Genomic DNA, 25,383 nt, shown 5'->3' with positions numbered 1-25,383 from the left:
CAAAAATGTAATAAATTTTTAAAGCATAAATCCTCCCCATATGGTAAACTGGAAACAGGTATATTCGTCTGGTGTTTCGCATAGAGATACCGGGAACCTGCATTACATATGAGGGAGGTTTTTTTATGTCTGAAATACACGTTCTGGTGGTGGATGATGAGAAAGAGATTGCCGATCTGGTGGAGATTTATCTGGTCAGTGATGGTTATAAAGTATATAAAGCATCCAATGCGTTAGAGGGATTGGAGATTCTGGAGAAGGAGACGATTCATCTGGTGCTTCTCGATATCATGATGCCGGGGATGGATGGTCTGGAGATGTGCCGCAAGATCCGGGAGACGAACAATATCCCGATCATCATGCTGAGCGCGCGCTCAGCGGATCTGGATAAGATTCTGGGACTGGGAACCGGCGCGGATGATTACGTGACGAAACCATTTAACCCGCTGGAGCTGACGGCGCGCGTCAAATCACAGCTTCGCCGCTATACGCAGTTAAATCCGCAGAGCGGTGCAGGAAATCAGGTTAAAAATGAGATCTCGATCAAAGGACTCACGATCAACAAAGATAATCATAAAGTGATGGTGTACGGCGAGGAGATCAAGCTGACGCCGATCGAATTTGACATTCTGTATCTGCTGGCATCCAATCCGGGGCGGGTCTTCAGCACCGATGAAATCTTTGAGAAGGTGTGGAATGAGAAAGTCTACGAGGCAAATAACACGGTTATGGTACATATCAGACGGCTTCGCGGCAAGATGAAGGAGGACACCCGACAGAACAAGATCATTACAACGGTCTGGGGGGTAGGATACAAAATTGAAAAATAAAAAAGATATGAGTCGCCGATTCCGGACACGGATGGTCATGAACATCGTTTACAGCACCGTGGTGGCATGCCTGGTGGAGGTGTTTCTGATTGCCAATGTTTCGATGATCAGCAGCTATCTGCGGGAGACGCGGTACCGGGATTCTTTTTTCCTGCGCCTGACGGAGACAGAGACACTGATGGCATTTGTCTATCTTCTGTCGGGCATCGCGATCTTCTCAGTCACTTTTTTTGCCCTCCAGGAGCGGTCCATGCGCTATATCAGCCGGATCTCGTCCGCGATTCAGAATATTTCCGAGGGCGATTTGAATACGACGATCGAGGTGCGGGGCGATGACGAGTTTACGGCGATGGCGGTTAATTTAAATAAGATGGTCGGGGATATCCGGAATCTGATGGACAAGGAGCGCGAGGCGGAGCGCACGAAGAACGAGCTGATTACCAATGTGGCACACGATCTGCGGACACCGCTGACCTCGATCATCGGCTATCTTGAACTTCTGTCCGGCAAGGTGGAGATTCCTGCAGAAATGCAGAAAAAATATATTGATATTGCCTATGCAAAATCGAAACGTCTGGAAAAACTGATCGAAGATTTGTTTGGTTTTACCAAAATGAATTATGGAAAAGTGGCAATGCACGTGTCGAAGGTGGACATCGTCAAACTGCTCAGCCAGCTGTTGGAGGAATTTTATCCGAGCTTCAAGGACAAAAACCTCTCCTACGAGCTGCAGAGCAATGTCCCGGGCAAGGTTATCACGGCAGACGGAAATCTTCTGGCGCGCCTCTTTGACAACCTGATCAATAACGCGATCAAATACGGTGCAGACGGAAAACGGGTGCTGGTGCAGATTCATGCGGAGGAAGAGGTCGTGACTGTCTCGGTGACGAACTACGGTTACGTGATTCCGGCGGACGAGCTGCCTCTTTTATTTAATAAATTCTACCGCGTGGAACAGTCGCGATCGACCAACACGGGCGGCACAGGGTTAGGTCTGGCGATCGCCAAAAATATCGTCGATATGCACGGCGGCACGATTCAGGTAACGAGCGATCTGAATGGAACGGTGTTTACGGTGCGCCTGCGGACGAATTTTGACATCAACAGGGAAAATTTCCAGATGCCGTAAAGGCGAGTGTGGGAAAGAATCTAATAGACATTTTAATGGATTTTTGGTTACTGTTCATAGGTAGGCACTTTTGGAACCGAAAGTGCCGTAAGAAAACATGGTGGCAGCAGGAATTTGCCGTATTTAATGCGAAGCCACGGCAAATTCCGTTACTGGGCACGTATGCGTGAACAGTTACAGATAGGGAGAGAAAGGATGCAGAAAAAGAGGGGAATACAGTTCTTTTTTGCGATATTGATCGGATGGATGGCACTATTCTGCCTTCCTGCGGGGTACGCATATGCCTCACAGAAGGAAGCAGATGCGCCGCTGTCGATGGATGTTTCCTATGGATTTGACAATACGGCAAAGAGCGACCGTTACCTTCGGGTAACGGTCCTTCTGAATAATGATACAGCGCCGTTTGAGGGAACGCTGGAGTTTCTGACCGCGCAGTCCAGTCTGGAGGCGTACCAGTATTCCTATCCGTTATCGTTGGCAGCGGGGGAGAAGTTTGAACAGGAATATTATATCCCGCTGGGTGTGCGGGCGGATCAGATGTTTGTATCGGTACAGGATGTAAACGGGAAAACGGTCATCCGGAAACGTCTGAAACTTGGTTCTGAGGAGGACGTTGCGGAGAGTTATATCGGAATTTTGACGGATACGCCGGAGGCACTTTCTTATTTAGACGGCGCGGGCATCCGATATGGGACGCTTCGGACGCGGGCGGTTTTTCTGGATGCCGAGCAGGCACCGGATGACCGGCTGGGTTACGATCCGCTGGATCTGGTAATTGTGTCTGGATTTGACCTGGATTCCCTCAGCGATGTCCAGTATGAGGCGCTGCGGCGCTGGGTGGAAGACGGCGGTACGATCCTCTTTGGCGGCGGTGTGGATTGTGCGAGAAATTATGGCAGGTTTGCAGAGAAGGTGCTGGAGCCGCCGTATCTGGATGCGGTAACCGTTCCGGTCAGTCTGGGCGGGGAGACGGCACCGGGCGAGCAGACGGGGGAGATCCAGGCAGAATGCGTCGATGTGAACCTGAAGAACGGCAGCACTCTGCTGGCGGGGGAAGTGTTCCCGCTGTTATCCCATACGAACTGCAAACAGGGGCGGATCGTGGCAGCTGCCTTTTCGATGGATGCGATCAGCGATTTGTGCCTGACCAGTCCATCCTCATTTGAAAAGCTGTATACGCTGGTGCTGGGAAGTGATACCGTGGACGAGCTGGCACAGGAGGATTACTACGGTTATTCGGGCTCGTATTTCAGCGTACAGGGGCTGGTCAACACCGGTAATGCGGGGCGGCTTCCGAAGGTTGCGGCGTACACGGCGATCGTGGTGGTCTACCTGCTTTTGATTGGTCCGGGCATCTATTTCTACTTAAAAAAGCGGGGAATTTACCGGTATTATCTGCCGGCGGTGACACTGGGGGCGTTTTTGTTTACCGGCATTATTTATGCGCTGGGCGTAAAGACACGCTTCCGGGAGCCGTTTGTGACGTATGCGTCGATTCTGGATACCTCGGGAGAAGAGGCGGAAGAAGCCACTTATATGAACATCCGAAGCCCTTATAACAAGCCGTATTCGGTGAGTTTAAAGCCGGGCTATGAGGTGCGCCCGATGACGCGCAGTTACTATTACGATGCGGTTTCGGCGGTGCGCTTTACCGGTGAGGAAGAGTATCATACGAACTTTGTTTATCAGCCGGAACGGGTCGAAATTAAAATGCGGGATACGGTCGCATTTTCACCGAATCTGTTTACCCTGCGTCGTGAGCTGGAGAAAACGGACGCGATGGGCGTTCAGGGAAATATTTCCTATTTTGACGGCGTGGTGTCTGGAACGGTAAAAAACTGTTTTGAGGAACCGCTGGAGAATGCGGCTCTGCTCATTAATGGGAAAGCAGTGCTGCTGGGAAGATTAGAGCCTGGGCAGACGATTTCTCTGAATGGAAAGGAGACCTGCAATTATCCGGTCAGCTATTCGTATGCGGCAGCACAGATGGTGACCGGGGCGGATCAGTATGAGAAAGCGGAGATTGAGGATCCAGACTATTTAAAGGCGCAGGAGCAGACGAGACTTTTGAGCTTTTATCTGGATTCCGGCGCGGGGCGCAATCCGTCCGAGGGGTGCCTGGTGGCATTTTCAACCCGGAAGCGCCAGGGAGAGGAAGATTTCCTGGCGGATGCGAGGACACTTCGGGAAGGATTTTGCATGGTGACCGAGTCAATTCCGCTGAACCGTGAAAAAGACGGAAAACTTTACCGTTCGGCGCTTGAGGAAGATCCAACGGTGCTCGCCGGAAATTATGAGGCGGCGTACAACACAATGTATAGCGGGGAAACAGCGGAGGCTGCGACGGTCGAATATTCGCTGGGAAGTGACCTTGTCATTGAAAAGCTTACGTTTGAGACTCTGTCACCGCGATTCTCGGAAAATCCGCTCTATCCGTATATGTCATCCTTCTCCGGAAGCATGTATTTCTATAACTATGAGACCGGGCGCAATGACCGGATCGAGCTGAAATCAGAGTATTCGGCAAAGGAGCTTTCGCCGTACCTGTCTCCGTCGAACACATTGACCGTCAAATATGTGCCGGAACAGACGGGAGAGTATGGCTGGGAAAGCCAGCTTCCAAGAATCTATGTCGTAGGGAGGAGAGAGTGATGCTGACGATTAAAAACCTCAGAAAACGATATGGCAATTTTCAGGCGCTGGATGGGCTGAATCTGGAGGTCGCGGACGGGGAACTCTTTGGATTCGTGGGTCCCAATGGGGCAGGCAAGACGACGACGCTCAAGATTCTTGCGGGACTTCTCGTTCCCGATGAGGGCGAGGTGGAGATCGGCGGACTGGATGTTTACTCAGACGGAAAAGAACTCCGGCGGCGGATCGGCTATGTGCCGGATTTCTTCGGAGTATATGATAACCTGAAAGTATCGGAATATATGGAATTTTTTGCATCCTGCTACGGAATTACGGGGCTGCAGGCGCGGACGCGCTGCCATACGCTTCTGGAACAGGTGCGGCTGGAAGATAAAGAGGACTTTTTTGTGGACGGGCTTTCGAGAGGTATGAAGCAGCGCCTCTGTCTGGCGCGGGCGCTCATCCACGATCCGGATCTTCTGATCCTGGATGAACCGGCTTCCGGGCTGGATCCGCGCACCCGGGTGGAGTATACGGCGATTCTGAAAGAACTGCGCGATCAGGGAAAAACGCTGCTCGTCAGCTCCCATATTTTATCGGAATTGTCAGAGCTTTGTACCTCGATCGGCATCATTGAGCAGGGAAGAACGGTCCTGCAGGGCAGCATGGATCAGATTTTTGCGCGGATCAACTCGTCCAATCCGCTTCTGATCTCGATTTTCAGCCAGAAAGAAAAGGCGCTTGCGATCCTGAAAAGCCATCCTTGCGTGCAGACGATTGCGGTGCAGGGGGATGAGATCAAGCTGGGCTTTTTGGGGGATCGGCAGGATGAGGCGCTGCTTTTGCAGCAGCTTATCGATGCGGATGTGATGGTCAGCAGCTTTATGCGCGAGAAGGGAAGCCTGGAATCACTGTTTATGCAGATCACAGGACATGAAGAAGAGAGGGCGGTGCTGAAACATGAGATGGAATCCGGTATTTAGGAGGGAAATGACAGTCGGAAGCCGCAGCATCCGCATGATGGCGATTCTGTTTGTTTTTAACAGTATTCTGGCGGCGGTGGCGCTGTTTAATATGTATTCGGTGGCGGAACAGGTCAGGACGACGGCGGAGATCCAGTATTCGCAGTTTCTGGATCTCTACACGTTCGTCTCCTCGATCGAATTTATCATGCTGCTTTTCATCATGCCGGCGCTGACTGCCAGCAGTATCAGCGGCGAGCGGGAACGCCAGACGCTGGAACTGATGCTGACGACCACGATGGAGCCGCGTGACATGGTGCTTGGAAAACTGGCGTCCTCGCTGGTGACGATGCTGGTGCTGGCGGTCTCGGCGCTTCCGGTACAGGCGCTCGTATTTGTCTACGGGGGCGTTACGCTGCAGGACATCGGGATGCTGTTCCTGTGCCACGGCGTTGTGGCAATTTTAACGGGCAGTATCGGGATCTTTTATTCATCGGTGCTGCGCCGCTCGACGGTATCGACCGTCTGCTCCTATGTGACGGTGGTGGCGCTGACGGCGGGAACGATGGCGGTCAATCTGTTTGCATACCGGATGGCGCTCCGGGCGGCAAATTCGTATGCATCTAATCTCAATGCATCGGAAATGGCAAGTTCCGGCATTTTACGCTATCTCTTTCTTTTCAATCCGGCTGTCTCGTTTTATAATGTAATTAACGGACAGGCGGGAAGCGGCGACATGAGAAAATGGTTCGAGCCACTGTTTGGCGTATTTCCAGACAATGCGATCACAGCACACTGGACGGCGTGCAGCCTGATTTTGCAGTGTATGCTGGCGATGGTGCTGATCGCGGCAGCAGTATGGGCGATCACGCCGGGAAAATGGAATCGGCATGGGAAAAATAAAGGGAAGGATAACCGATAGATAGAAAAAGCAGAAAAACAGAGAAACTATGAATTTGGAGAAGGAGGCAGTGAGTATGGGAATTATCAGAGCAGCGGCACACGCGGTCGGCGGCGGGCTGGCAGATCAGTGGCTGGAAGTGATTGAACCGGAAAATATGGGGGAACAGACCGTATTTTCAGCGGGGGTGCAGACACGCCGCGGGGAGAACCGGAAGAGAACACCGGAAACGGTGTCCAATGGTTCTGTGATCCATGTGTACCCGAATCAGTTTATGATGCTGGTGGACGGCGGTAAGGTCGTTGATTATACAGCGGAAGAGGGTTATTATACAGTGCAGAATTCATCCCTGCCGTCTCTGTTTAACGGACAGTTCGGCGATGCACTGAAAGAATCCTTCAACCGTGTGCGTTATGGCGGACAGACGCCGTATGCACAGAAGGTCTACTATATTAATCTCCAGGAGATCAAGGGAATCAAGTTCGGTACACGGACGCCAATCAACTATTTTGATTTATTCTATAATTCCGAGCTGTTTCTGCGCGCACATGGAACTTACTCCATCAAGATCACGGATCCACTGAAATTTTATGCGGAGGCTATTCCGAAAAATCAGGATCAGGTGGAGATTGATTCCATCAATGAGCAGTATTTAGCGGAGTTTCTGGAAGCGCTGCAGACCTCGATCAACCAGATGTCGGCGGATGGCGTGCGGATTTCCTTTGTAGCCTCCAAAGGCAGGGAACTGGGACGCTATATGGCGGAGACGCTGGATGAGGAGTGGAACCGTCTGCGTGGCATGGAGATCCAGTCAGTCGGTATCGCCAGCATTTCCTATGATGAAGAATCGCAGAAACTCATCAATATGCGGAATCAGGGCGCGATGCTCGGCGACCCGTCGGTGCGCGAGGGGTATGTGCAGGGCGCGATGGCACGCGGCTTTGAGGCAGCCGGTTCCAACGGAAGCGGTGCGATGGCAGGCTTCATGGGAATGGGCGCCGGCATGAACTTCGGCGGCGGATTTATGGGCGCCGCATCGGCGTCCAACCTGCAGCAGATGCAGATGCAGCAGGCGGCGCGGCAGGGATATGCGGCACCGCAGGGCGGCTATGCGCCGGGGCAGGCGAATGGAGCGCCGCAGGGTGGTTATGCACAGCAGCCGGGAGCACCACAGGGCGGCTATGCACAACCGGCAGGACAGAACGCAGCGCCGCAGGGCAGTGCGGCAGCTCCGGCAGAATCCTGGACTTGTGAGTGCGGCAATGTCAACCACGGAAAGTTCTGCTCCGAGTGCGGCAAGCCAAGACCAGCCGGTCCGTGGACCTGCAGCTGCGGAACGGTCAATACAGGTAAGTTTTGTTCCGAATGCGGAAAACCGAGGTCATAGGGCGTATGGAGATACAATCATATAAGTGTCCAAACTGCGGCGGCGGACTGGTGTTTGATCCGAAGACGCAGAAATTTAAATGTGAATACTGCCTCTCAGCGTTTACGGAAGAGACGTTGAAAGAGATGGAAGAGGCAGCCAGAAAGTCAGAGGAAGCTTCGAAGCCGGGTGGAATGCCGGAAGCGGAAAAGATAGAGAGCCAGAAGCAGGCGGAGTCTAAGATGGTTCTCTATACCTGCCCGAGCTGCGGCGCGGAGATTGTGGCACAGGAGACGACAGCATCCACGTACTGCTGTTACTGTCACAATCCGGTGGTCCTTTCGGGAAGTCTGGACGGTAAATACCGCCCGGACGGTCTGATTCCGTTTGAGATCGACAAGAAAAAGGCAAAAGAAATCTTTAAAAACTGGATTCAGAAGAAAAAGTATGTGCCGGATGATTTCTACTCGCCGCGTCAGATGGAGTATCTGGAAGGAATTTATTATCCATATTGGATGTATAGCTGCCAGGTATCCGGTGAGATGCAGGCGGAGGCGCTGCAAAAACGCGTGACGGTGGCGGGGGAGATCGAGTATATCGAGACGAGCCGTTACCATCTGGAGAAAAAGGCGGAGCTTCCCATCAAGGATGTGGCGCGCAACGCGTTAAAGCAGGCGGACCGCAGCCTTGCCGAGACCGTGCTTCCGTTTGATATGAAGAAGCTGCGCCCGTTTCAGGCAGGCTATTTTCTGGGATTTAGGGCGGAGCGGCGCGACCGGGAAAAGGAAGAATTTGCACAGGAGATTGAGCAGGAGATCAAGCAGTATACGAGAGAATCCCTGCAAAATAGCGTCTCCGGCTACGATCATGTGGATATCCGGAACCACCGGGAGACCATCACGGGGGAAAAATGGAACTATGCCATGCTTCCGGTGTGGATGATGACCTACCCGGATCCGAAGAACGGGCAGATGTACTATTTTGCGATGAATGGGGAAAATGGAAAGGTCTGCGGCGTCCTGCCGGTTGATTCGAAAAAACTGGTGCGCCTGTTTTTGACGATTTTCATTCCTGTGTTTGTACTTTTGCTGCTGGGAGGATACCTGATATGATAGAGAATCAAAATGCGGGAGTCACACAGAAAAAGAAGAAATATGGACGGCTGAAAGATTTTATATGCTTCTCCGTTGCAGCATTTATTTCATTTTCACAGGTCAGCCCTATATGGGCGGCGGAAGGCACGCGCGTCTTCGACGAGGCGGGACTGTTCAGCGCGGAAGAAGTGCAGGAGCTGGAGACACGGATCGATGAGGTGCGTGACTCACAGGATGCCGATCTGGCGGTACTGACAGTCGAGGACGCACAGGGAGAATCGGCGGAAAGCTATGCCGATGATTTTTACGACAGCCACGGACTGGGCGTCGGGGACGATGCGAGTGGTATTCTGCTTTCGATCGATATGGACAACCGGGAGATATACGTTTCTACCACCGGGTATGCGATGAAAGTGCTGACGGATGCGCGGGTAGAGAAGGTGCTGGATGCGGCATATGACAGCGTGGCGGATGGAAACTATGCGGAAGGCGCGTTGGGGGCGATCGACAGCATCGAAAATTATCTGGAGATGGGCGTTCCGGCGGGACAGTATACGCAGGTGCGCGAGGAGAAAAAACATTCCCTGGAATGGTATGAGGCGCTGTTTGCGGCGGTCGCGGCAGCGATCGTGGCGGCACTCCCGTGCTTTTCGGTGATGCGCCAGTATAAGATGCAGAAAGAACACCGCCAGTCGCTGGGTTTCCATATGGCATACCGGGCGGACAGTGCGCTGCATTTTGTCCAAAATGAGGAGCAGTTTGTAAACCGGTCGGTAGTGACCAGACGGATTCCGAAAAATCCGGGTCCGGGCGCTTCGGGCGGTTCGGCTGGAAGGACGACCATACATCAGGGCAGCAGCGGAAGGATGCACGGCGGCGGAGGCAGAAAGTTTTAATTGATACAATTTCGTGTGGAAGGCGGATGAATGATATATGACAATCCTGATGACAGGCTTATGTGAGAAAGGTGCAGACCAGATCTGGAAACAGTGTAACGATGCGATGTACGCCCAGGGAGTTACCTGGCTGGAAGAGGCGGCATATGCGGGCGATGCAGAAGCATGGTTCTTTTTAGGACACTGTTACAGCTGGGGGGACGGGGCTGTCGGGTTCAATGAGAAAAAAGCGTATGAATGTTACCTGCGGGGGGCTTCGGCGGGAAGTGCCCGGGCAGTGTTAGGAGCGCTGCGCGCCGGTCAGTATGACGAACAGATGAAGCAGTCGGCACGTTATTCCATCGAGGAAAGTTACCGTCAGGTGCGGGATGCCGCTGAGATGGGCGATGTCTATGCCGCGTGGCAGATGGGCGAGGCAGTTGAGTGGGAAGATCTGGCCGATTATATGCCGCAGACTGAGAGCGCCCGTGAGCAGTGCCTCTTCTGGTACGAACGGGCGGCGGACGGCGGCATTATCCCGGCGATGGTTAAGATGGGAAAATGCTGCCAGAATGGTACATACCGGGAAAAAGATGAAAAAGAGGCACTTCGCTGGGCGAATCAGTGCGCCGCCAGCGGGGAGGTCTGGGGACTCTTCCAGATGGGGGAACATTACCGCCAGGAAGAAGACTGGGAAGCTGCATTCCAATATGACTATGCGGCGGCAAAGCAGGGGTCTTCCCGCGCCATGCTGTATCTGGGGCAGATGTATTTAAACGGACAGGGCACAGAGCGCGATATCCAGGCGGCCGTCCAGGCGCTGGAAAACGCCGCGGCGCGGAACGAGGCGGAGAGCTTTGAAGAACTTGGAAATCTGTTCTATCAGGATGAACTGGTGGAGCGCGATGATGAAAAAGCGTTTTACTGGTATGGAAAAGCATATGCGGCAGGCATCAAAGAGGCGGCGCTTCCGTTAGCCCGCCTGTATCTGCGCCCGTCCGACGAGCAGGACACCGTCCGGGCAGAAAAACTTCTGCGGGAGGCAGCTGGGATCGAGACCGACGGACAGGCAAGTCTGGCGCTTGGAAATATCTATCGGGATGGTCTGAACGGCGAGATTGATATGAAGCAGGCGGTTTCCTGGTACGAAAAAGGCGCTTCGCAGGGAAATCCAGAGTGCATGGAGATTCTTGGATGCCTGTATTTCCAGGGCGAAGAGGGAGTAGACCGCGATTATGCAAAAGCATTTGAGTGGCTGAACCGGTGCGAAGAAGCCGGAAGCCTGCAGTCTGCATCCAAGTTAGGCTATCTCTATATGAAGGGAGAAGGCTGCACCGCCGATGAAAATAAGGCGAAGGAGCTTTTTGAGCGGGCGGCACAGACGGAATGTGACGGATATGCACTCTATGAGCTTGGATTTATCTACGAACGGAAAAATGAATCCCCGGAAGATCTCGAGCGGGCGGCACAGTGCTACCAGAAGGCGATCGAGATGGGAAATGAGAGTGCTTCACGGCGGTTTTCCCATTTTAAGAAGGGATTGTTTGGGCGCTGGAAGATCACGTATTAAGGGGGAATTTTTCTTGCGCTGTGCCATAAAGTATGATAGAATTTTTAACTAAAGTGAGCAGGGGGTCCCGTAACTTTGCGGGAGAACTGCAAAACCACACAGAACACTTATATGGCAGAAAGTTTAACTCCGGCATCCTTTGCAAAGATGGGGACGATGGGGAAAGATAAAAAGAGAGGATGAAAATCATGGCAATCAATTACAGCAGTACCCGTGGCGGTGAAAACAACGTAACGGCTTCGATGGCGATCTTAAAGGGACTGGCAGCAGACGGCGGCCTGTTCATGCCGGATCATATCCCGGTGTTAGATTGCAGCCTGGAAGAATTATCCCATAAAACATATCAGGAAGTAGCTTATGCAGTTATGAAGCAGTTCCTGACTGATTTCACAGAGGAAGAGCTGAAAACCTGTATCGAGCGCGCTTACGACAGTAAGTTTGATACGGAAGAGATTGCGCCGCTTGTCAAAGCAGACGGAGCATATTATCTGGAGCTGTTCCACGGAAGCACGATTGCCTTCAAGGATATGGCGCTCTCGATCCTGCCGCATCTGATGACCGTATCGGCGAAGAAGAACCATGCGGAGAATACGATCGTGATCCTGACCGCAACCTCCGGCGATACCGGAAAAGCAGCGATGGCTGGTTTTGCAGACGTTGAGGGAACCAGAATTATCGTATTTTACCCGAAGGACGGCGTCAGCCGTGTGCAGGAGCTGCAGATGCTGACCCAGAAGGGCACGAACACAAGCGTTGTCGGTATTTCCGGAAACTTTGATGATGCACAGAGCGGTGTCAAGAAAATCTTTGGTGACAAAGAATTTGCCAAAGAATTAGCAGGCAGAGGCTATCAGCTCTCTTCCGCAAACTCCATCAACATCGGTCGTCTCGTACCACAGGTTGTGTACTATGTATATGCGTATGCAAAGCTGCTTGAAAACGGCGAGATCGAGAACGGTGAGAAGATCAATGTAACCGTTCCGACCGGAAACTTCGGCAATATCTTAGCTGCTTATTTTGCAAAACAGATGGGTGTGCCGATCGACAAGCTGATCTGCGCGTCCAATGACAATAAAGTTCTGTACGACTTCTTTAAGACAGGCGTATATGACAAGAACCGTCCATTCATCCTGACCTCTTCCCCGTCGATGGATATTCTGATTTCCAGCAACCTGGAACGTCTGATTTATCTCTCCACCGGCTGCGATGCGGAGGAGACCAAGAAACGCATGGAAGAGCTTTCGAAAGATGGCAAATATTCGGTTACCGACGAGATGCGTGGGCGCATGGCAGATTTTGTCGGCGGTTATGCTGATCAGGCGGCAAATGCAGCCGAGATCAAGCGTCTCTATGATGAGACCGGTTATATGATCGATACGCATACCGGCGTTGCATCCTGCGTATACCATAACTATGTGAAGGAGACAGGCGATACCAAGAAGACAGTTATCGCATCGACGGCAAGCCCATATAAATTCTCCCGCAGCGTCATGGAGGCAATCTTCGGCAGCGAAGAAGGCAAGGGTGAGTTCGAGCTTATCGACGAGATGGAGAAAGCATCCGGCGTGAAGATCCCGCAGGCGATCGAGGAGATCCGCAAGGCAGAGATCCGTCACAACCGCCAGTGCAAGCCGGAGGAGATGGAGAAGACCGTTTCGGAGATTTTACAGTAAAAGTTACAAAATATTAAAATAATTGCCTGTTATTTTTTTGACAGGCTAGGCAAATACTGAATTATGGTATATAATAGACTCTGGTTAGATCAAAAAGAGACAACGAGGAGGTTTGTATATGTTAGTTAGTGCGAAGGAAATGCTTCAGAAGGCAAGAGATGGCAAATATGCGGTTGGTCAGTTCAACATCAACAATCTTGAATGGACCAAAGCGATTTTACTGACGGCACAGGAGCAGAACTCACCGGTTATCTTAGGTGTTTCAGAGGGCGCAGGCAAGTATATGACTGGCTTTAAGACAGTATCTGCGATGGTAAAAGCGATGATCGAAGAGCTGAACATCACGGTTCCGGTTGCGCTGCATCTGGATCACGGCACCTACGAGGGCTGCTACAAATGTATCGATGCTGGATTTTCTTCCATCATGTTTGACGGCTCCCATTATCCGATCGCCGAGAACGTAGAGAAAACCAAAGAATTAGTCAAAGTCTGCGCGGAGAAAGGTATTTCCCTGGAGGCTGAGGTTGGTTCCATCGGCGGCGAGGAAGACGGCGTGATCGGTATGGGCGAATGTGCAGATCCGAACGAGTGCAAGGCGATTGCAGACCTCGGAGTTGATATGCTGGCAGCAGGTATCGGCAATATCCACGGCAAATATCCGGCAAACTGGCCAGGCTTAAGCTTTGAGACGCTGGCAGCCGTAAAAGAAAAAGTAGGCGATATGCCGCTGGTTCTTCACGGTGGTACCGGTATTCCGGAAGATATGATCAAGAAAGCCATTTCTTTAGGTGTAGCGAAGATTAATGTAAATACTGAGTGCCAGCTGGCATTTGCAGAGGCAACCCGCCAGTATATCGAGGCTGGTAAGGATCAGCAGGGCAAAGGATTTGACCCGCGTAAACTTCTTGCACCTGGTTTTGAGGCGATCAAAGAGACGGTTAAGACAAAGATGGAACTGTTCGGTTCTATCGGAAAAGCCTGATGAATAAGTAAGGTTCATGACCGGACTGCAGGGATGTACATTTCGCAACGCGGATATACATACCGGCGGTCCGGTCTGTTTTCATATTAATGTGAGGGATTGAATGAGCGAGATTATCAATGTACCGGAAATTTTCGGAAAAAATGTGTTTAATGACAAGGCGATGCAGGAACGCCTTCCGAAAAGTGTTTACAAAAAACTGAAGAAAACCATTGAAGACGGAGCTGAGCTGGATCCGTCCATCGCAGATGTTGTCGCACACGCGATGAAAGACTGGGCGATCGAGCGCGGTGCGACGCATTATTCCCATTGGTTCCAGCCGCTGACCGGCATTACGGCAGAAAAACATGATGCGTTTATCTCCGTACCGGATTCCAACGGACGCGTTATCATGGAGTTTTCCGGTAAAGAGCTGATTAAGGGCGAGCCGGATGCATCCTCGTTTCCGTCGGGCGGACTTCGTTCCACCTTTGAGGCACGCGGCTATACAACCTGGGATTGTACTTCCCCGGCATTTCTGCGGGAAGATACGCTGGGCGTGACACTCTACATACCGACTGCATTCTGTTCGTACCGCGGCGAAGCACTGGATAAGAAGACACCGCTGCTGCGTTCCATGCAGGCAATCAACGAGCAGGCACTCCGGATTCTCCGCCTGTTTGGAAATACGACTTCCCACCGTGTGATTCCGTATGTGGGACCGGAGCAGGAGTATTTTCTGGTTGATAAGAACAAATATTTACAGAGAAAAGACCTGATCTACACCGGTCGTACCCTGTTTGGCGCGATGCCGCCGAAAGGACAGGAGATGGATGATCACTATTTTGGAAGCATCCGTCCGAGAGTCGGTGCGTTCATGAAAGAGTTAAATGAGACATTGTGGCGTCTGGGGGTCAGTGCAAAGACACAGCACAACGAAGTTGCACCAGCACAGCATGAATTAGCGCCAACCTATTGTCAGGTCAATCTGGCAGTCGATCACAACCAGATGGTCATGGAGGCGATGAAGCGTGTCGCAGGACATCACGGTCTGACCTGTCTGCTGCATGAGAAACCATTTGACGGAATCAATGGTTCCGGTAAGCACAACAATTGGTCCCTGACGAGCGACGACGGCATCAACATGATGAATCCGGGCGAGACGCCGCACGAAAATGTACAGTTTCTTCTGGTTCTGGCGTGCATCATGAAAGCAGTTGACAGACACGCGGATCTGCTGCGCGAGTCCACCGCGATTCCGGGCAACGATCATCGTCTGGGTGCGGCAGAGGCGCCGCCAGCGATCATCTCTATTTTCCTGGGCGAGCAGCTGGAGGATGTTATCGATCAGCTGTGCAGCACGGGCGAAGCCGCACATTCTAAGAAAGGCGAGGTACTTCAGACGGGAGTAGCGACACTTCCGGATTTCGTCAAGGATGCAACCGACCGCAACCGTACTTCACCGTTTGCGTTTACCGGTAACAAATTCGAGTTCCGTATGGTTGGTTCTTCGGATTCTGTTTCATCCCCGAACGTCGTGCTCAACACGATCGTGGCAGAGGCGTTTAAAGAGGCTGCGGACGAATTGGAAAACAGCGATGATTTTGACAGCGCAGTCCATGATATCATCAAGCGTCTGTTTGCAGAGCACCGCCGTATCATTTTCAGCGGAAATGGTTATTCTGAGGAATGGGTTAAAGAGGCAGAGCGCCGTGGACTCCCGAACCTGAAAGCGGGTATCGATTCTGTCGAGGCAATCCGGACCGAGAAAGCGATCAAGCTCTTTGAAGAATTTGGCGTGTACACCCGGACCGAGCTGGAATCCCGTGCCGAGATCGAGTATGAGGCATATTCCAAGACTGTTAACATCGAGGCGAAGACGATGATCGACATGGCAGGCAAGCAGATCATCCCGGCGGTTGTCAAATATACGACTCAGCTTGCTTCCTCCCTGACAGCCGTCCGGACTGCCTGTGAGGAGGCCGATGTCAGTGTCCAGAAAGAACTGCTTTTAGAGACCTCTGATAAACTTTCAGAGATGAAGGTGGCATTGGCGGCACTCAAAGATATCCTGGCAAAGGCATCTGCGATCAAGGATAACAAAGAAAAAGCATTCGCCTATCTGCATGAGGTGTGCCCGGCGATGGTAGCTCTCCGTAAACCGGCAGACGAATTGGAAATGCTGGTAGATAAAGAATTATGGCCATTTCCGAGTTATGGGGATTTGGTGTTTGAGGTGTAGGCAGCTTTTAGAAGGTATGATTTTAATTAAAAAGATTTTGACCATCGATATAAGCTATGAATCGTTGGTCAAAATCTTTTTTATTTCAATTATATATTTTGCAAATACGGTTTATTTCCGTCCAGGACCCTGCGTCTGTCCCTCCTGAATCGTATTGCCCTGATTGGAGGTAAATCCGTTAATCCGTTTATCGGACGAATTTGACGAAGAGCCTGACGAGCTGGAGTTCGATGTCGTCGGTGCGGTGTAAGTCGTGCCGTTGCTGTAGATGCGGCTTGGTACATTGCTGGTATCGCTGGTGGAACTGCTGCTTGTCTGGTTTTTCGAAGAGCCTGACGAACTGGAAGTCCCGCCCGGCGTGGAAGTGGAGCTGCTGTAGCCGCTTCCAGGAATCGGAACGGTTGTGCCCGACGAAGAACCATTTGACGAGCTGGAGCTGTTGGAACTTCCCGGTGCAGTAAAACTGGTCGAAGGATCGGAACTATTCGAATTGTTGGTGTTACCTGAACTGGAGGTCCCTGAATTGGAATTGTTCGAAGCCGTTCCGCTTGGCCCCGAAGTGCTGCTTGAAGAAGAACTGCCAGACGAAGTCCCTGTTCCCTGTGAAGCACTTGGGTCAAAATAGCTGTCGCTCATGCCGGAGAGACTGGACGGTGGATTCTGGCACGCACCGCTCTTGGCAAAGGTGTATTTCACCGAATCAATCGTCCGGGTTGTGTTCGAAGCCATCTTACCGTTCTCATCCAGATAATAGTAGGTGCCGGATACCTTAATCCAGCCTTTCTGACGGTGTCCGTACTCATTGAAATAGTACCAGGTGCCGTCGATCTGCTTCCAGCCGCGGCTCATATTGCCGTCTGTCTTGTCCATGTAGTAGGTGTTTCCGTTGCTGTCATTGAGCCATCCGGTCAGCATCTTGCCATCATGGAGATAGTAGTATTCATTTTTGATGAGCTGCCAACCGGTCAGCATTTTTCCATTTTCGTCGAGATAATACCAGGTGCTGTTTACCTTCTGCCATCCAGTCCGCATCGCCCCGTCCGTGCCGAAATAGTACCAGGTGCCGTTATCCATCTTCTGCCAGTTGGTAAACATCCGTCCATCATTGCCCAGATAATACCAGACCGTATCAAGCTGGAGCCAGCCCTTCTGCATCACACCGTACTGGTTAAAATAGTACCAGTAGTTGTTGATTTTCTGCCATTTAGTCATCATCTCGCCGCTCTGGTTGAAATAATACCAGGCGGAAGTGGATGAATCCTGACGCCATCCAGTCACCATCTTGCCGGTCGATTCATCCATATAATAATATTTCTCTCCGATATGTACCCATCCGGTATGCTTCTGACCGTCGTCGGTCATGTAGTACCAGTAGTTTCCGTCCTTCAGCCATCCGGCCGCACGGCTCTGGGAAGAAGGAAGCAGCCCCATGGCACCGATCAGGCAGGCAAGCCCAAGCAGTTTTGCATATCTTTTCCGCATCGCGTATCCCCCTTGCAATGTGATTTATCGTTATCTATGATTACAGTAGAAATTAATATCAAAGATGTTGGGGTCAAAAGGCATTTTGACCCCTCTGATACCAGATTGCTCCGCACTATATGCTCCCGCAATCTTCAAAAACATTCGTAATTCGCTCATTTTTCTTTGAAAAATGGCTACTTACTCATATTTTTGGCGGGTTCCAAGGTCAAAAATTCTCCTGCAAGCAAGCTTGCGTCGAACTTCTGACCTTTTGACCCTGGTATCATATCAAATTACTTTATAAGTATAACATAGAAAAATGTAAAATACCTAACGGAAATATTACAATTTTAACAAGCCCTCGGAAACAATTTTTCGATAATAATTTTTCGCATACCGGTACATCACGATCGTGTAATCGCCAAATTCGCGTCCTTCCATACTCTTGAAGACCGCCCAGAGCGCCCACAGGAAACCGCCGAGCGCCGCATAGGCATACGTGACAAAGCGTTCCTCGTCTGATGGGGCGTGCTGGAGGTATTCTTCCAGAAGGTGGTCAAGCTCTTCCTGTGAATAATATGAATAAATACTGCACATCGCAATATCAATGAGCGGATCGCACATGCCTGCATACTCCCAGTCGATCAGACGCAGGGAGCCGTCCGGCAGAAACAGGAAATTGTCTGCAACCGAGTCAATGTGGGAGAGGCAGCAAGGACGTTCCAGTGTATCCAGCCGATCCATCAGTTCATTCATCCGGGTGCGGACCGCCGGGTAGTCCTCGAACAGCATTTCCTCATGTCCGCGGCAGATCCTCTCATAAAAATCAATCCGTTCCCGGATGCGGAACGTGTGCGGAACCGTCACGCCGGAAAGATGCAGCTTCCGCAGCATCTCCATGCAGGCGGCCATCTCCTGCGGGTTCTTTGCATCCGCATTCCGAGCACCCTCATAATACTGGGCGATCTTGTAGCCGGTTTTTCCGTCAAAATACAAAATATGTTCGGTAATGCCAAGCGGTGTGACCGCCTTGTAAACAGCCTCCTCCTCTTTCCGGTTAATCAGAAATTCTGTTCCTGGACCCGGAATGCGGCAGATATAATGTTTTCCATCCAGCTCAAACAGGAACGACTGGTTTGTCATACCAGATTTGAGACAGCGGATGTTGTGTATCGCTTCCTCCTTTACATTGAAAACGTGTGCGACCAGCTGCATGGCGGCATTGTCCGAATGATTCTGATATTTCGGATCAAACAGGCGCAGTTCTTCCAGGTTTTCAAACTCATAGACCTGATCCGCCGGCTGGCAGTTCATCGAAAAATCCAGTTCTTTGATATGATCGACGACAACCTGTTCCCAGTACCATTGTTCTGTGCCAGGCTGATGATAGGCTTCCTCAATGAGCGGAATGAGCTGGTTGGAAAAATCACGCGAGAGGAACGCAGGTCCATACATGACCCAGGAATCATGCCCACCGACCTGCACCGATGTGATACGCCCCTTTTTATTAGAAGAAAGACACCACTCTGACGTTTCACCATCCATATAAACAGAAGAGTACCATGCGCCGCACTCATATTTATGGTACATATTGTTCCGAATCCAGTTGTCCGAGACAAGCAGATACATATTGCGGCCGCGGAACAGCTCGCGGGCATGGTAGATCGTAGCCAGATTATTTTTGGTGGCGTACTCCGGGTTATAGAGGAGTTTGACCTGATATTTGTCGATCAGATATTCAAACTTTTCCTTTAAATAACCGACGATAATTGTGATATCCGTGATCCCCGCTTCATGGAGCTGCTTGATCTGGCGCTCAATCATCCGCTCGCCAAACACTTCCAGAAGCCCTTTTGGCGTTTCAAACGTCAGCGGCACAAACCGGGAGCCAAACCCGGCGGCGGTAATGACGGCGCCATCCACTTTAAATTGTTCCAGATACTTAAGCCCCTGTTCGGTCAGCAGATATTTCCCCGTATCCATATCTGTCATGAGAAATGCCTCCTCCAGGCAGTCCCCAAGCAATTTATTCACAGTCCCCAGGGAAAGATTCAAAATCGAAGCAAGCTCCCGCTGGGTCACATCCGGATTCTCATAGAAACTCCGGCAGATCAGTCCATAGCGATCCATATAAAACCTCCTGAATTATTAAATTCTTTTATTTTTCTCTTATATATTCACGTATTTCGTCATCATTATAGATGGATAAGAGTGAAAATAGGTTCTAGCTGTTGCGTGTTCAAAAAATAAAATCAAAAGTGATATATGAACATTATAGCATAAACACAGAGAAAGTAAACGGAAAAAGCAATGCTGCGGGGAGAGAATAAAGACTGTTACTGGGCACGTATGCGTGAACAGTGACGAAAGGCTTGATAAGGTGGTCTGTGGGAAATAAGAAACGTAAAAAATACTGGAAATACAGGCATTTTGGAGGTTAAAACGGGATTGTACAAATATAAATACAATTACGAAACTATAAAGAATTTTCGTAAAAAATCCGTAAGAAAATGCACAGATAAATGTTATGGTATTTTGGAAAAACGTGTATTATAATGTGGATGTATCGGAGAAAGGCAGTACTTCACAGGGAAGAGAAACATAGGAAATACAGACAATATTCCACTTCAAAATAAAAAGTTGGAAATTCTGTAAAAAAACTATTGATAATTTTCCATATCCGAAGTATAATGACCTAGTAATGCAGTTAGGATTTCGAGAAAAATATTTCAAAAAGTAAAAAGGAGAGTGCATTAATTATGAGAAAGCAGACTAAATTAGTTGCAGTACTTTCTGCAGCAGCTTTACTCGCTATGGGTGCTTCCATGACTTCTTTCGCAGCTGGTTGGCAGAAAGATGACGCTGGTGTTTGGCACTACTATGATAGCGATGACAATCAGGTAACTGACGAGTGGAAAAAAGATGGTGGTAAGTGGTTCTACCTCAACGAAGATGGCGATATGGAAACAGACGCTTGGGTAGACGATGACTACTATGTAGGCGAAGATGGTGCTATGCTGGTTAACCAGTGGGTCAAAGTAGCTGATGATGATGACAGCAGCGATCCGGATGATGATGGCGAGAACTGGTACTACTTCAACAATAAAGGTAAGAAAGTAACCGATGATAAGAAGAAGATCAACGGTAAAACCTACTACTTCAACACCGACGGTGAGATGAGATACGGTTGGTTCGAAGATAACGGTGACTGGTACTATCTGGGAACTGAGGATGAAGGCTGGAGAACAGATGCTAAGTGGCTGTGGTTAGAAGAGCCGAATGAGGATGACGAGGATAACGATTCCATGCCGTCTCATGATGATGATTGCTCCCTGTGTGATAGCGAAGGCTGGTACTACTTCCAGAACGACGGTAAAGCATACAGAGACAACAGCAAGAAAAAGAAAATCAATGGTAAATACTACTACTTCAACGAGCATGGTCAGATGCTGTACGAGTGGATCAATACTAAGGAGTACACAGCTACTGGTTCCTCCACAGAATTTATTCTGGATGGTAACAGAGCAGGCGCTTCCGCAAGCGATATGATCTACGCTAACGAAGTTGAAGATGGCTCCAGATCAGCAGGCTGGTACGAGATCGACGGTGCTGAGGATCTTGGCAACGACAACGATACCGACTGGTACTTCTTCAAGAAGGGCGAAGCTAAGAAGGCAGGCGCTGAGGATGCTCAGACTGACTCTACAGGTGCAACCCAGTACAGAAAGAAAATCAAAATCAATGGTAAGTACTTCTGCTTCGATCAGGATGGTAAGATGCAGACAGGTCTGCAGAGAATTGCAAACCATACCTACTATTTCGATGACAATGGCTATATGAAGACCGGTAAGACAACTGCTGATGATGACAATGATGATACATTCACATTCTACTTCAGCACAAAGAACAACGATACTGGTAAGGGCTATGACGGAATCAAAGATGGTTATCTGTACGCAGATGGTCAGAGACTTGAGGCTGATGATGACTACGCTGTATACAAATACAACAATCTTCTGTATGTAGTTAACAAGACTGGTAAGATCCAGAAATCTACTTCTAAGAAGTACGAACTGGATGGCGGCGAAGGTTATGTAACTGTAACCAAGAGCGGTACTGTTAACAAGTACTTTGTTGATGATGAGAAGAATACAAATGCAACAACACTTCCGACTGATGTAATCAGAACTGGTGGTTTTGATGTAGATGGTCAGAGCACAACTGATGGTTTCGTTTGGGAGCCGTAATTGAGCTGAACTTGAAGAATTGAGCTGATAGCTTGATATAAAGAGGACTCCGACATCTCAGAGAAATCTGGGATGCCGGAGTCCTTTTTGCATAGAAACAATGTTACCATATTTAGTCAGAAAAAGAGCTGCCACATATGAATGCGACAGCTCTCCTTTAATTTAGAGAGATTAAGAAATTCTAATCGGTTGAAATTAAGAATCACTTAAAGTAATACTTAATTATCTCCATCCCTCAGCATAATCACTACCTGTATAGGTATAAACATCATTGCTATCGTACAGATCGATGAACGGAACTGCTACTTTATTATCATTTGCGTTTTCATAAGACTTAGCATCGAAACCAGTTGCATTGATGTCTGTTGCAAGATCTGTTAATAAATCTTCGCTTCTAGTTGCTGCTGCATTGCCAACCTGAACAGAAGATACGATACCTTTCTTGTTAGTTGTTACATGTACATCTTTTCCAACGTATGCGCCGTTTTCGATATCATCATATTTCTTGCTGTTGGTAGCTTTCTGAATCTTACCCTTTGTATTTACAAGGTAGATACTTCCATCTACTACATAGAACTTATAATCATCATCTGCTTCCAGTCTCTTACCGTTGAAGTACAGAGTACCATCTTTTTCACCGGTATAACCGATACCGTTCTTACCGTTCTTGGTTGTGAAGTAGAAGGTGTAATCATCATCTTCGCACTCTACGCTGGAAACTTTACCAGTCTTCTGGTAGCCATTCTCATCGAAGTAGAAGAAGCCATGATCTTTAATGATGTACTGAAGACCATCCTGCATCTGACCTTTTTTATTGAATGCGAAATACTTGTTACCACTTACTTTAACTTTCTTTCTCATTACATAAACTTCACTACCGCCATCAGTCGTACCTGCATCATCAGCATCTGTTGCATGATACATTTCGCCATCATCGATGTAGTACCAGTCTGTATCGCTGTCTGTCTTCATAGCCTCGGAACCATCGATCTGATACCAGCCATCAGCTCTCCAGCCTTCTTCATTTACATTGTAGTACAGCATCTCACCAGCAGTTGCTACAGAGCCATCAGCACGTTTTGCATCAAGCTGCGCGTTGGAACCAACAGAAACTTTCTTATTGTCAATCCACTCATACAGCATCTGACCATGCTCATTGAACATGTAGAACTTACCGTTGATTTTCTTCTTTGTTTTATCTTTGTACATCTTACCAGAGGACTGGAACCAGTACCAACCTTCGTCATCACACGGATCAGAAGAGGTATCGTCACACAGACCTTTATTCTGTCCGTCATCCAGATCCTCATCGCTTAAGTTACCGGATCTCTCCAGCCACAGCCACTTGGACTCTGTTCTAGCACCATCGTTCTCATCGCCATAGTAGTACATGTCGCCGGTGTTATTATCCTGCTGCCAGCCAAACTCCATCTTACCATCGCTATCGAATAAGTAAGTTTTACCATTAATCTTCTTGGTATCGTTTACAACTTTTTTACCTTTGTTGTTGAAGTAGAACCAACGCTCGCCATCCTCATCCGGTTCATCCTGATCTTCGTCAGATACAGTGTATTTCCAAGCGTTTGTCAGCATAGCACCGGACTCATCTACATAGTAGTCATCATCTACCCAAGCATCTGTCAGCATATCGCCGTCTTCGTCAAGGTAGAACCACTTACCGCCGTCCTTCTTCCATTCGCCTGTTACCATCTCATCATCGCTATCATAGTAGTGCCAAACACCAGCGTCATCTTTCTGCCAACCAGCTGCGAAAGAAGTCATGGAAGCACCCATAGCGAGTAAAGCTGCTGCAGAAAGTACTGCAACTAATTTAGTCTGCTTTCTCATAATTAATGCACTCTCCTTTTTACTTTTTGAAATATTTTTCTCGAAATCCTAACTGCATTACCAGGTCATTATACTTCGGATATGGAAAAGTATCGGGCGATGGGAAAAATGTCGTTTCTTTTCTTTCTTTCGCGTCTTGACTTTCCTTTCTTTCTTTCATAAAATAAGAGAAAGAAAGGAGAAATCTCATGCTATCGTTTGAAAATCAGGAAGTTGAGTTTAAACAAGAATATGTAGCTGATATTCGAAAAGAAGTGATTGCGTTTGCCAATGCTTCTGGAGGTACCATTTTGATTGGAGTTCGAAAAGATGGAACGGTTATTGGAGTGAATGATCCAGATTCAGTTATGTTGCAGGTCGCGGGTTCGTTAAAAGATGCGATTGCTCCAGATATCATGCCATTTGTGAATATAAAAACGGTTGAAATAGAGGAAAAAACAGTAATCGAAATTAATGTTGCGACTGGAACAAATCGCCCTTATTATATCCGAGAAAAAGGATTGAAACCGAGCGGTGTTTATGTCCGAAAAGGAAGCTCTTCACAGCCAATGACGGATGACGGCATCCGTGAAATGATTATTCAAAACGGTATCCGTTCCTATGAATCCTGCCGGAGCATGAATCAGGCATTGACATTTGAGGTGTTTTCTGCTGAAATGTCCAAACGGAATATACCATTGGGTTCGTCTCAGATGATGACTCTGAAAATGATTGGTGAAGATAATTTATATACAAATCTTGCATTGCTATTATCCGATCAGTGTGAAGTAACGACAAAGGTTGCCATTTTCCAGGGAACTGACAAAGCAATTTTCCGCGATCGGAAAGAATTTTCTGGTTCAATTATCAAGCAGCTAGATGACGTTTTTCAGTTTATCGATCTAAACAATAAAACGAAAGCAAGTTTCTCAGGCTTAGAGAGAATTGACAAGAGAGATTATCCAGAAGAGGCGGTCAGAGAATCATTATTAAATAGTATTGTTCACAGAGACTATTCTTTTAGTGGCAGCAATCTGATTAATATTTATGATGACCGGATGGAATTTGTTTCTTTGGGCGGTCTGGTTTCAGGATTGGAATTAGATTCTATTTTTTTAGGCGTATCACAACCAAGAAATCCGAATCTGGCGGCTATCTTTTATCTAATGATGTTGATAGAAAGTTATGGAACTGGTATTGGCAAAATTCAACGCGCATATAAAGATTTTTCCAAACAGCCTGTATTCGAAACAGCCAAAGGAGTATTTCGTGTTACACTTCCAAATCGAAATGAAATGCTTAATCACACAAATCTGCCCAAAAAACGGATTGTAGCTGTATACAGACAGCCTTCTTCATTAACAGAAAAGCAGCTTATTCTGGAATATGTAAATAAAAACAAGAAAATAACTCGAAAAGAAGCGGAAGCAATATTAAATTCCGGTACAACTAAAGCATTTAAATTATTGAAAGAGCTTTGTACTTCAGGAGAATTACAAGCAATCAGATCTGGAAAAAATACGTATTATACGTCTGTTTAGGCTGAAATTTTTCAAATCAGTTTGAAAAACGGCACACCGCATTCTCGTTACTTTAGCCTGCAAATAAAAA

17 protein-coding genes are annotated in these 25,383 nt (G+C 48.8%); 14 read left to right on the top strand and 3 right to left on the bottom strand.

The window, feature by feature from the left end; all coding sequences use genetic code 11:
- Nucleotides 1-125: 125 nt before the first annotated feature.
- From DXD12_RS09835 to DXD12_RS09780, 12 genes are all read left to right on the top strand, one after another.
- Nucleotides 126-830, top strand: coding sequence for a response regulator transcription factor (locus DXD12_RS09835; protein WP_118492379.1), 705 nt, complete (start codon nt 126-128; stop codon nt 828-830).
- Nucleotides 820-1,959: a HAMP domain-containing sensor histidine kinase gene (locus tag DXD12_RS09830; RefSeq protein WP_333490916.1), complete on the top strand. Its 1,140-nt coding sequence runs from the start codon at nt 820-822 to the stop codon at nt 1,957-1,959. The genes DXD12_RS09835 and DXD12_RS09830 overlap by 11 nt, the downstream gene beginning before the upstream one ends.
- Nucleotides 1,960-2,154: 195 nt before the next feature.
- Nucleotides 2,155-4,611, top strand: coding sequence for a hypothetical protein (locus tag DXD12_RS09825; protein WP_118638272.1), 2,457 nt, complete (start codon nt 2,155-2,157; stop codon nt 4,609-4,611).
- Nucleotides 4,611-5,573, top strand: coding sequence for an ABC transporter ATP-binding protein (locus DXD12_RS09820; RefSeq protein ID WP_107001433.1), 963 nt, complete (start codon nt 4,611-4,613; stop codon nt 5,571-5,573). The genes DXD12_RS09825 and DXD12_RS09820 overlap by 1 nt, the downstream gene beginning before the upstream one ends.
- On the top strand, nt 5,551-6,474 hold the full coding sequence (locus DXD12_RS09815) for an ABC transporter permease subunit (RefSeq protein ID WP_107001434.1): 924 nt from the start codon (nt 5,551-5,553) through the stop codon (nt 6,472-6,474). Before DXD12_RS09820 ends, DXD12_RS09815 begins: the two co-directional genes overlap by 23 nt.
- Before the next feature lie 55 nt (nt 6,475-6,529).
- Nucleotides 6,530-7,840 (top strand): SPFH domain-containing protein, encoded by a 1,311-nt coding sequence (locus DXD12_RS09810; RefSeq protein ID WP_118481937.1) that lies wholly within the window; start codon nt 6,530-6,532, stop codon nt 7,838-7,840.
- Between the two features lie 5 nt (nt 7,841-7,845).
- Nucleotides 7,846-8,931: a TFIIB-type zinc ribbon-containing protein gene (locus DXD12_RS09805; protein WP_118638271.1), complete on the top strand. Its 1,086-nt coding sequence runs from the start codon at nt 7,846-7,848 to the stop codon at nt 8,929-8,931.
- Nucleotides 8,928-9,809 carry a TPM domain-containing protein gene (locus DXD12_RS09800; protein ID WP_118523272.1) on the top strand — a complete coding sequence of 294 codons (882 nt, stop codon included), beginning with the start codon at nt 8,928-8,930 and terminating at the stop codon, nt 9,807-9,809. The genes DXD12_RS09805 and DXD12_RS09800 overlap by 4 nt, the downstream gene beginning before the upstream one ends.
- A 37-nt stretch (nt 9,810-9,846) precedes the next feature.
- Entirely contained in the window at nt 9,847-11,358 is a 1,512-nt protein-coding gene (locus DXD12_RS09795) for an SEL1-like repeat protein (RefSeq protein WP_233430267.1), read from the top strand.
- Nucleotides 11,359-11,546: 188 nt separating this feature from the next.
- A complete protein-coding gene (thrC, locus tag DXD12_RS09790) occupies nt 11,547-13,031 on the top strand; it encodes a threonine synthase (RefSeq protein ID WP_118638350.1) in 1,485 nt (494 codons plus the stop codon).
- A gap of 118 nt (nt 13,032-13,149) precedes the next feature.
- Entirely contained in the window at nt 13,150-14,013 is an 864-nt protein-coding gene (gene fba / locus DXD12_RS09785; RefSeq protein ID WP_022360285.1) for a class II fructose-1,6-bisphosphate aldolase, read from the top strand.
- Between the two features lie 103 nt (nt 14,014-14,116).
- Nucleotides 14,117-16,234: a glutamine synthetase III gene (locus DXD12_RS09780; protein ID WP_117796044.1), complete on the top strand. Its 2,118-nt coding sequence runs from the start codon at nt 14,117-14,119 to the stop codon at nt 16,232-16,234.
- Nucleotides 16,235-16,345: 111 nt separating this feature from the next.
- Here the strand turns inward: DXD12_RS09780 and DXD12_RS09775 are convergent, their stop codons facing one another.
- Together DXD12_RS09775 and DXD12_RS09770 are read right to left on the bottom strand one after the other, a co-directional pair.
- Entirely contained in the window at nt 16,346-17,716 is a 1,371-nt protein-coding gene (locus tag DXD12_RS09775; protein WP_118638270.1) for an N-acetylmuramoyl-L-alanine amidase family protein, read from the bottom strand.
- A gap of 324 nt (nt 17,717-18,040) precedes the next feature.
- Nucleotides 18,041-19,828 (bottom strand): phosphotransferase, encoded by a 1,788-nt coding sequence (locus DXD12_RS09770; RefSeq protein ID WP_118638269.1) that lies wholly within the window; start codon nt 19,826-19,828, stop codon nt 18,041-18,043.
- A gap of 629 nt (nt 19,829-20,457) precedes the next feature.
- On the opposite strand from DXD12_RS09770, the gene DXD12_RS09765 reads away from it, so the two are divergent.
- Nucleotides 20,458-21,945, top strand: coding sequence for a glucan-binding protein (locus tag DXD12_RS09765; RefSeq protein ID WP_117796041.1), 1,488 nt, complete (start codon nt 20,458-20,460; stop codon nt 21,943-21,945).
- A 222-nt stretch (nt 21,946-22,167) separates the two neighbouring features.
- Here the strand turns inward: DXD12_RS09765 and DXD12_RS09760 are convergent, their stop codons facing one another.
- Nucleotides 22,168-23,739, bottom strand: coding sequence for a glucan-binding protein (locus DXD12_RS09760; protein WP_347561382.1), 1,572 nt, complete (start codon nt 23,737-23,739; stop codon nt 22,168-22,170).
- 242 nt (nt 23,740-23,981) lie between these two features.
- Here DXD12_RS09760 and DXD12_RS09755 point away from each other — a divergent pair, with 242 nt between their 5' ends.
- Nucleotides 23,982-25,313 (top strand): RNA-binding domain-containing protein, encoded by a 1,332-nt coding sequence (locus tag DXD12_RS09755; protein ID WP_118638267.1) that lies wholly within the window; start codon nt 23,982-23,984, stop codon nt 25,311-25,313.
- Nucleotides 25,314-25,383: the final 70 nt, after the last annotated feature.

Origin of the sequence: Clostridium sp. TF11-13AC, assembly GCF_003481065.1 — a bacterium.
Lineage (GTDB): Bacteria > Bacillota > Clostridia > Lachnospirales > Lachnospiraceae > Otoolea > Otoolea fessa.
The sequence above is the reverse complement of the archived record's forward strand: the minus strand, read 5'-3'. Positions and strand labels throughout refer to the sequence as shown.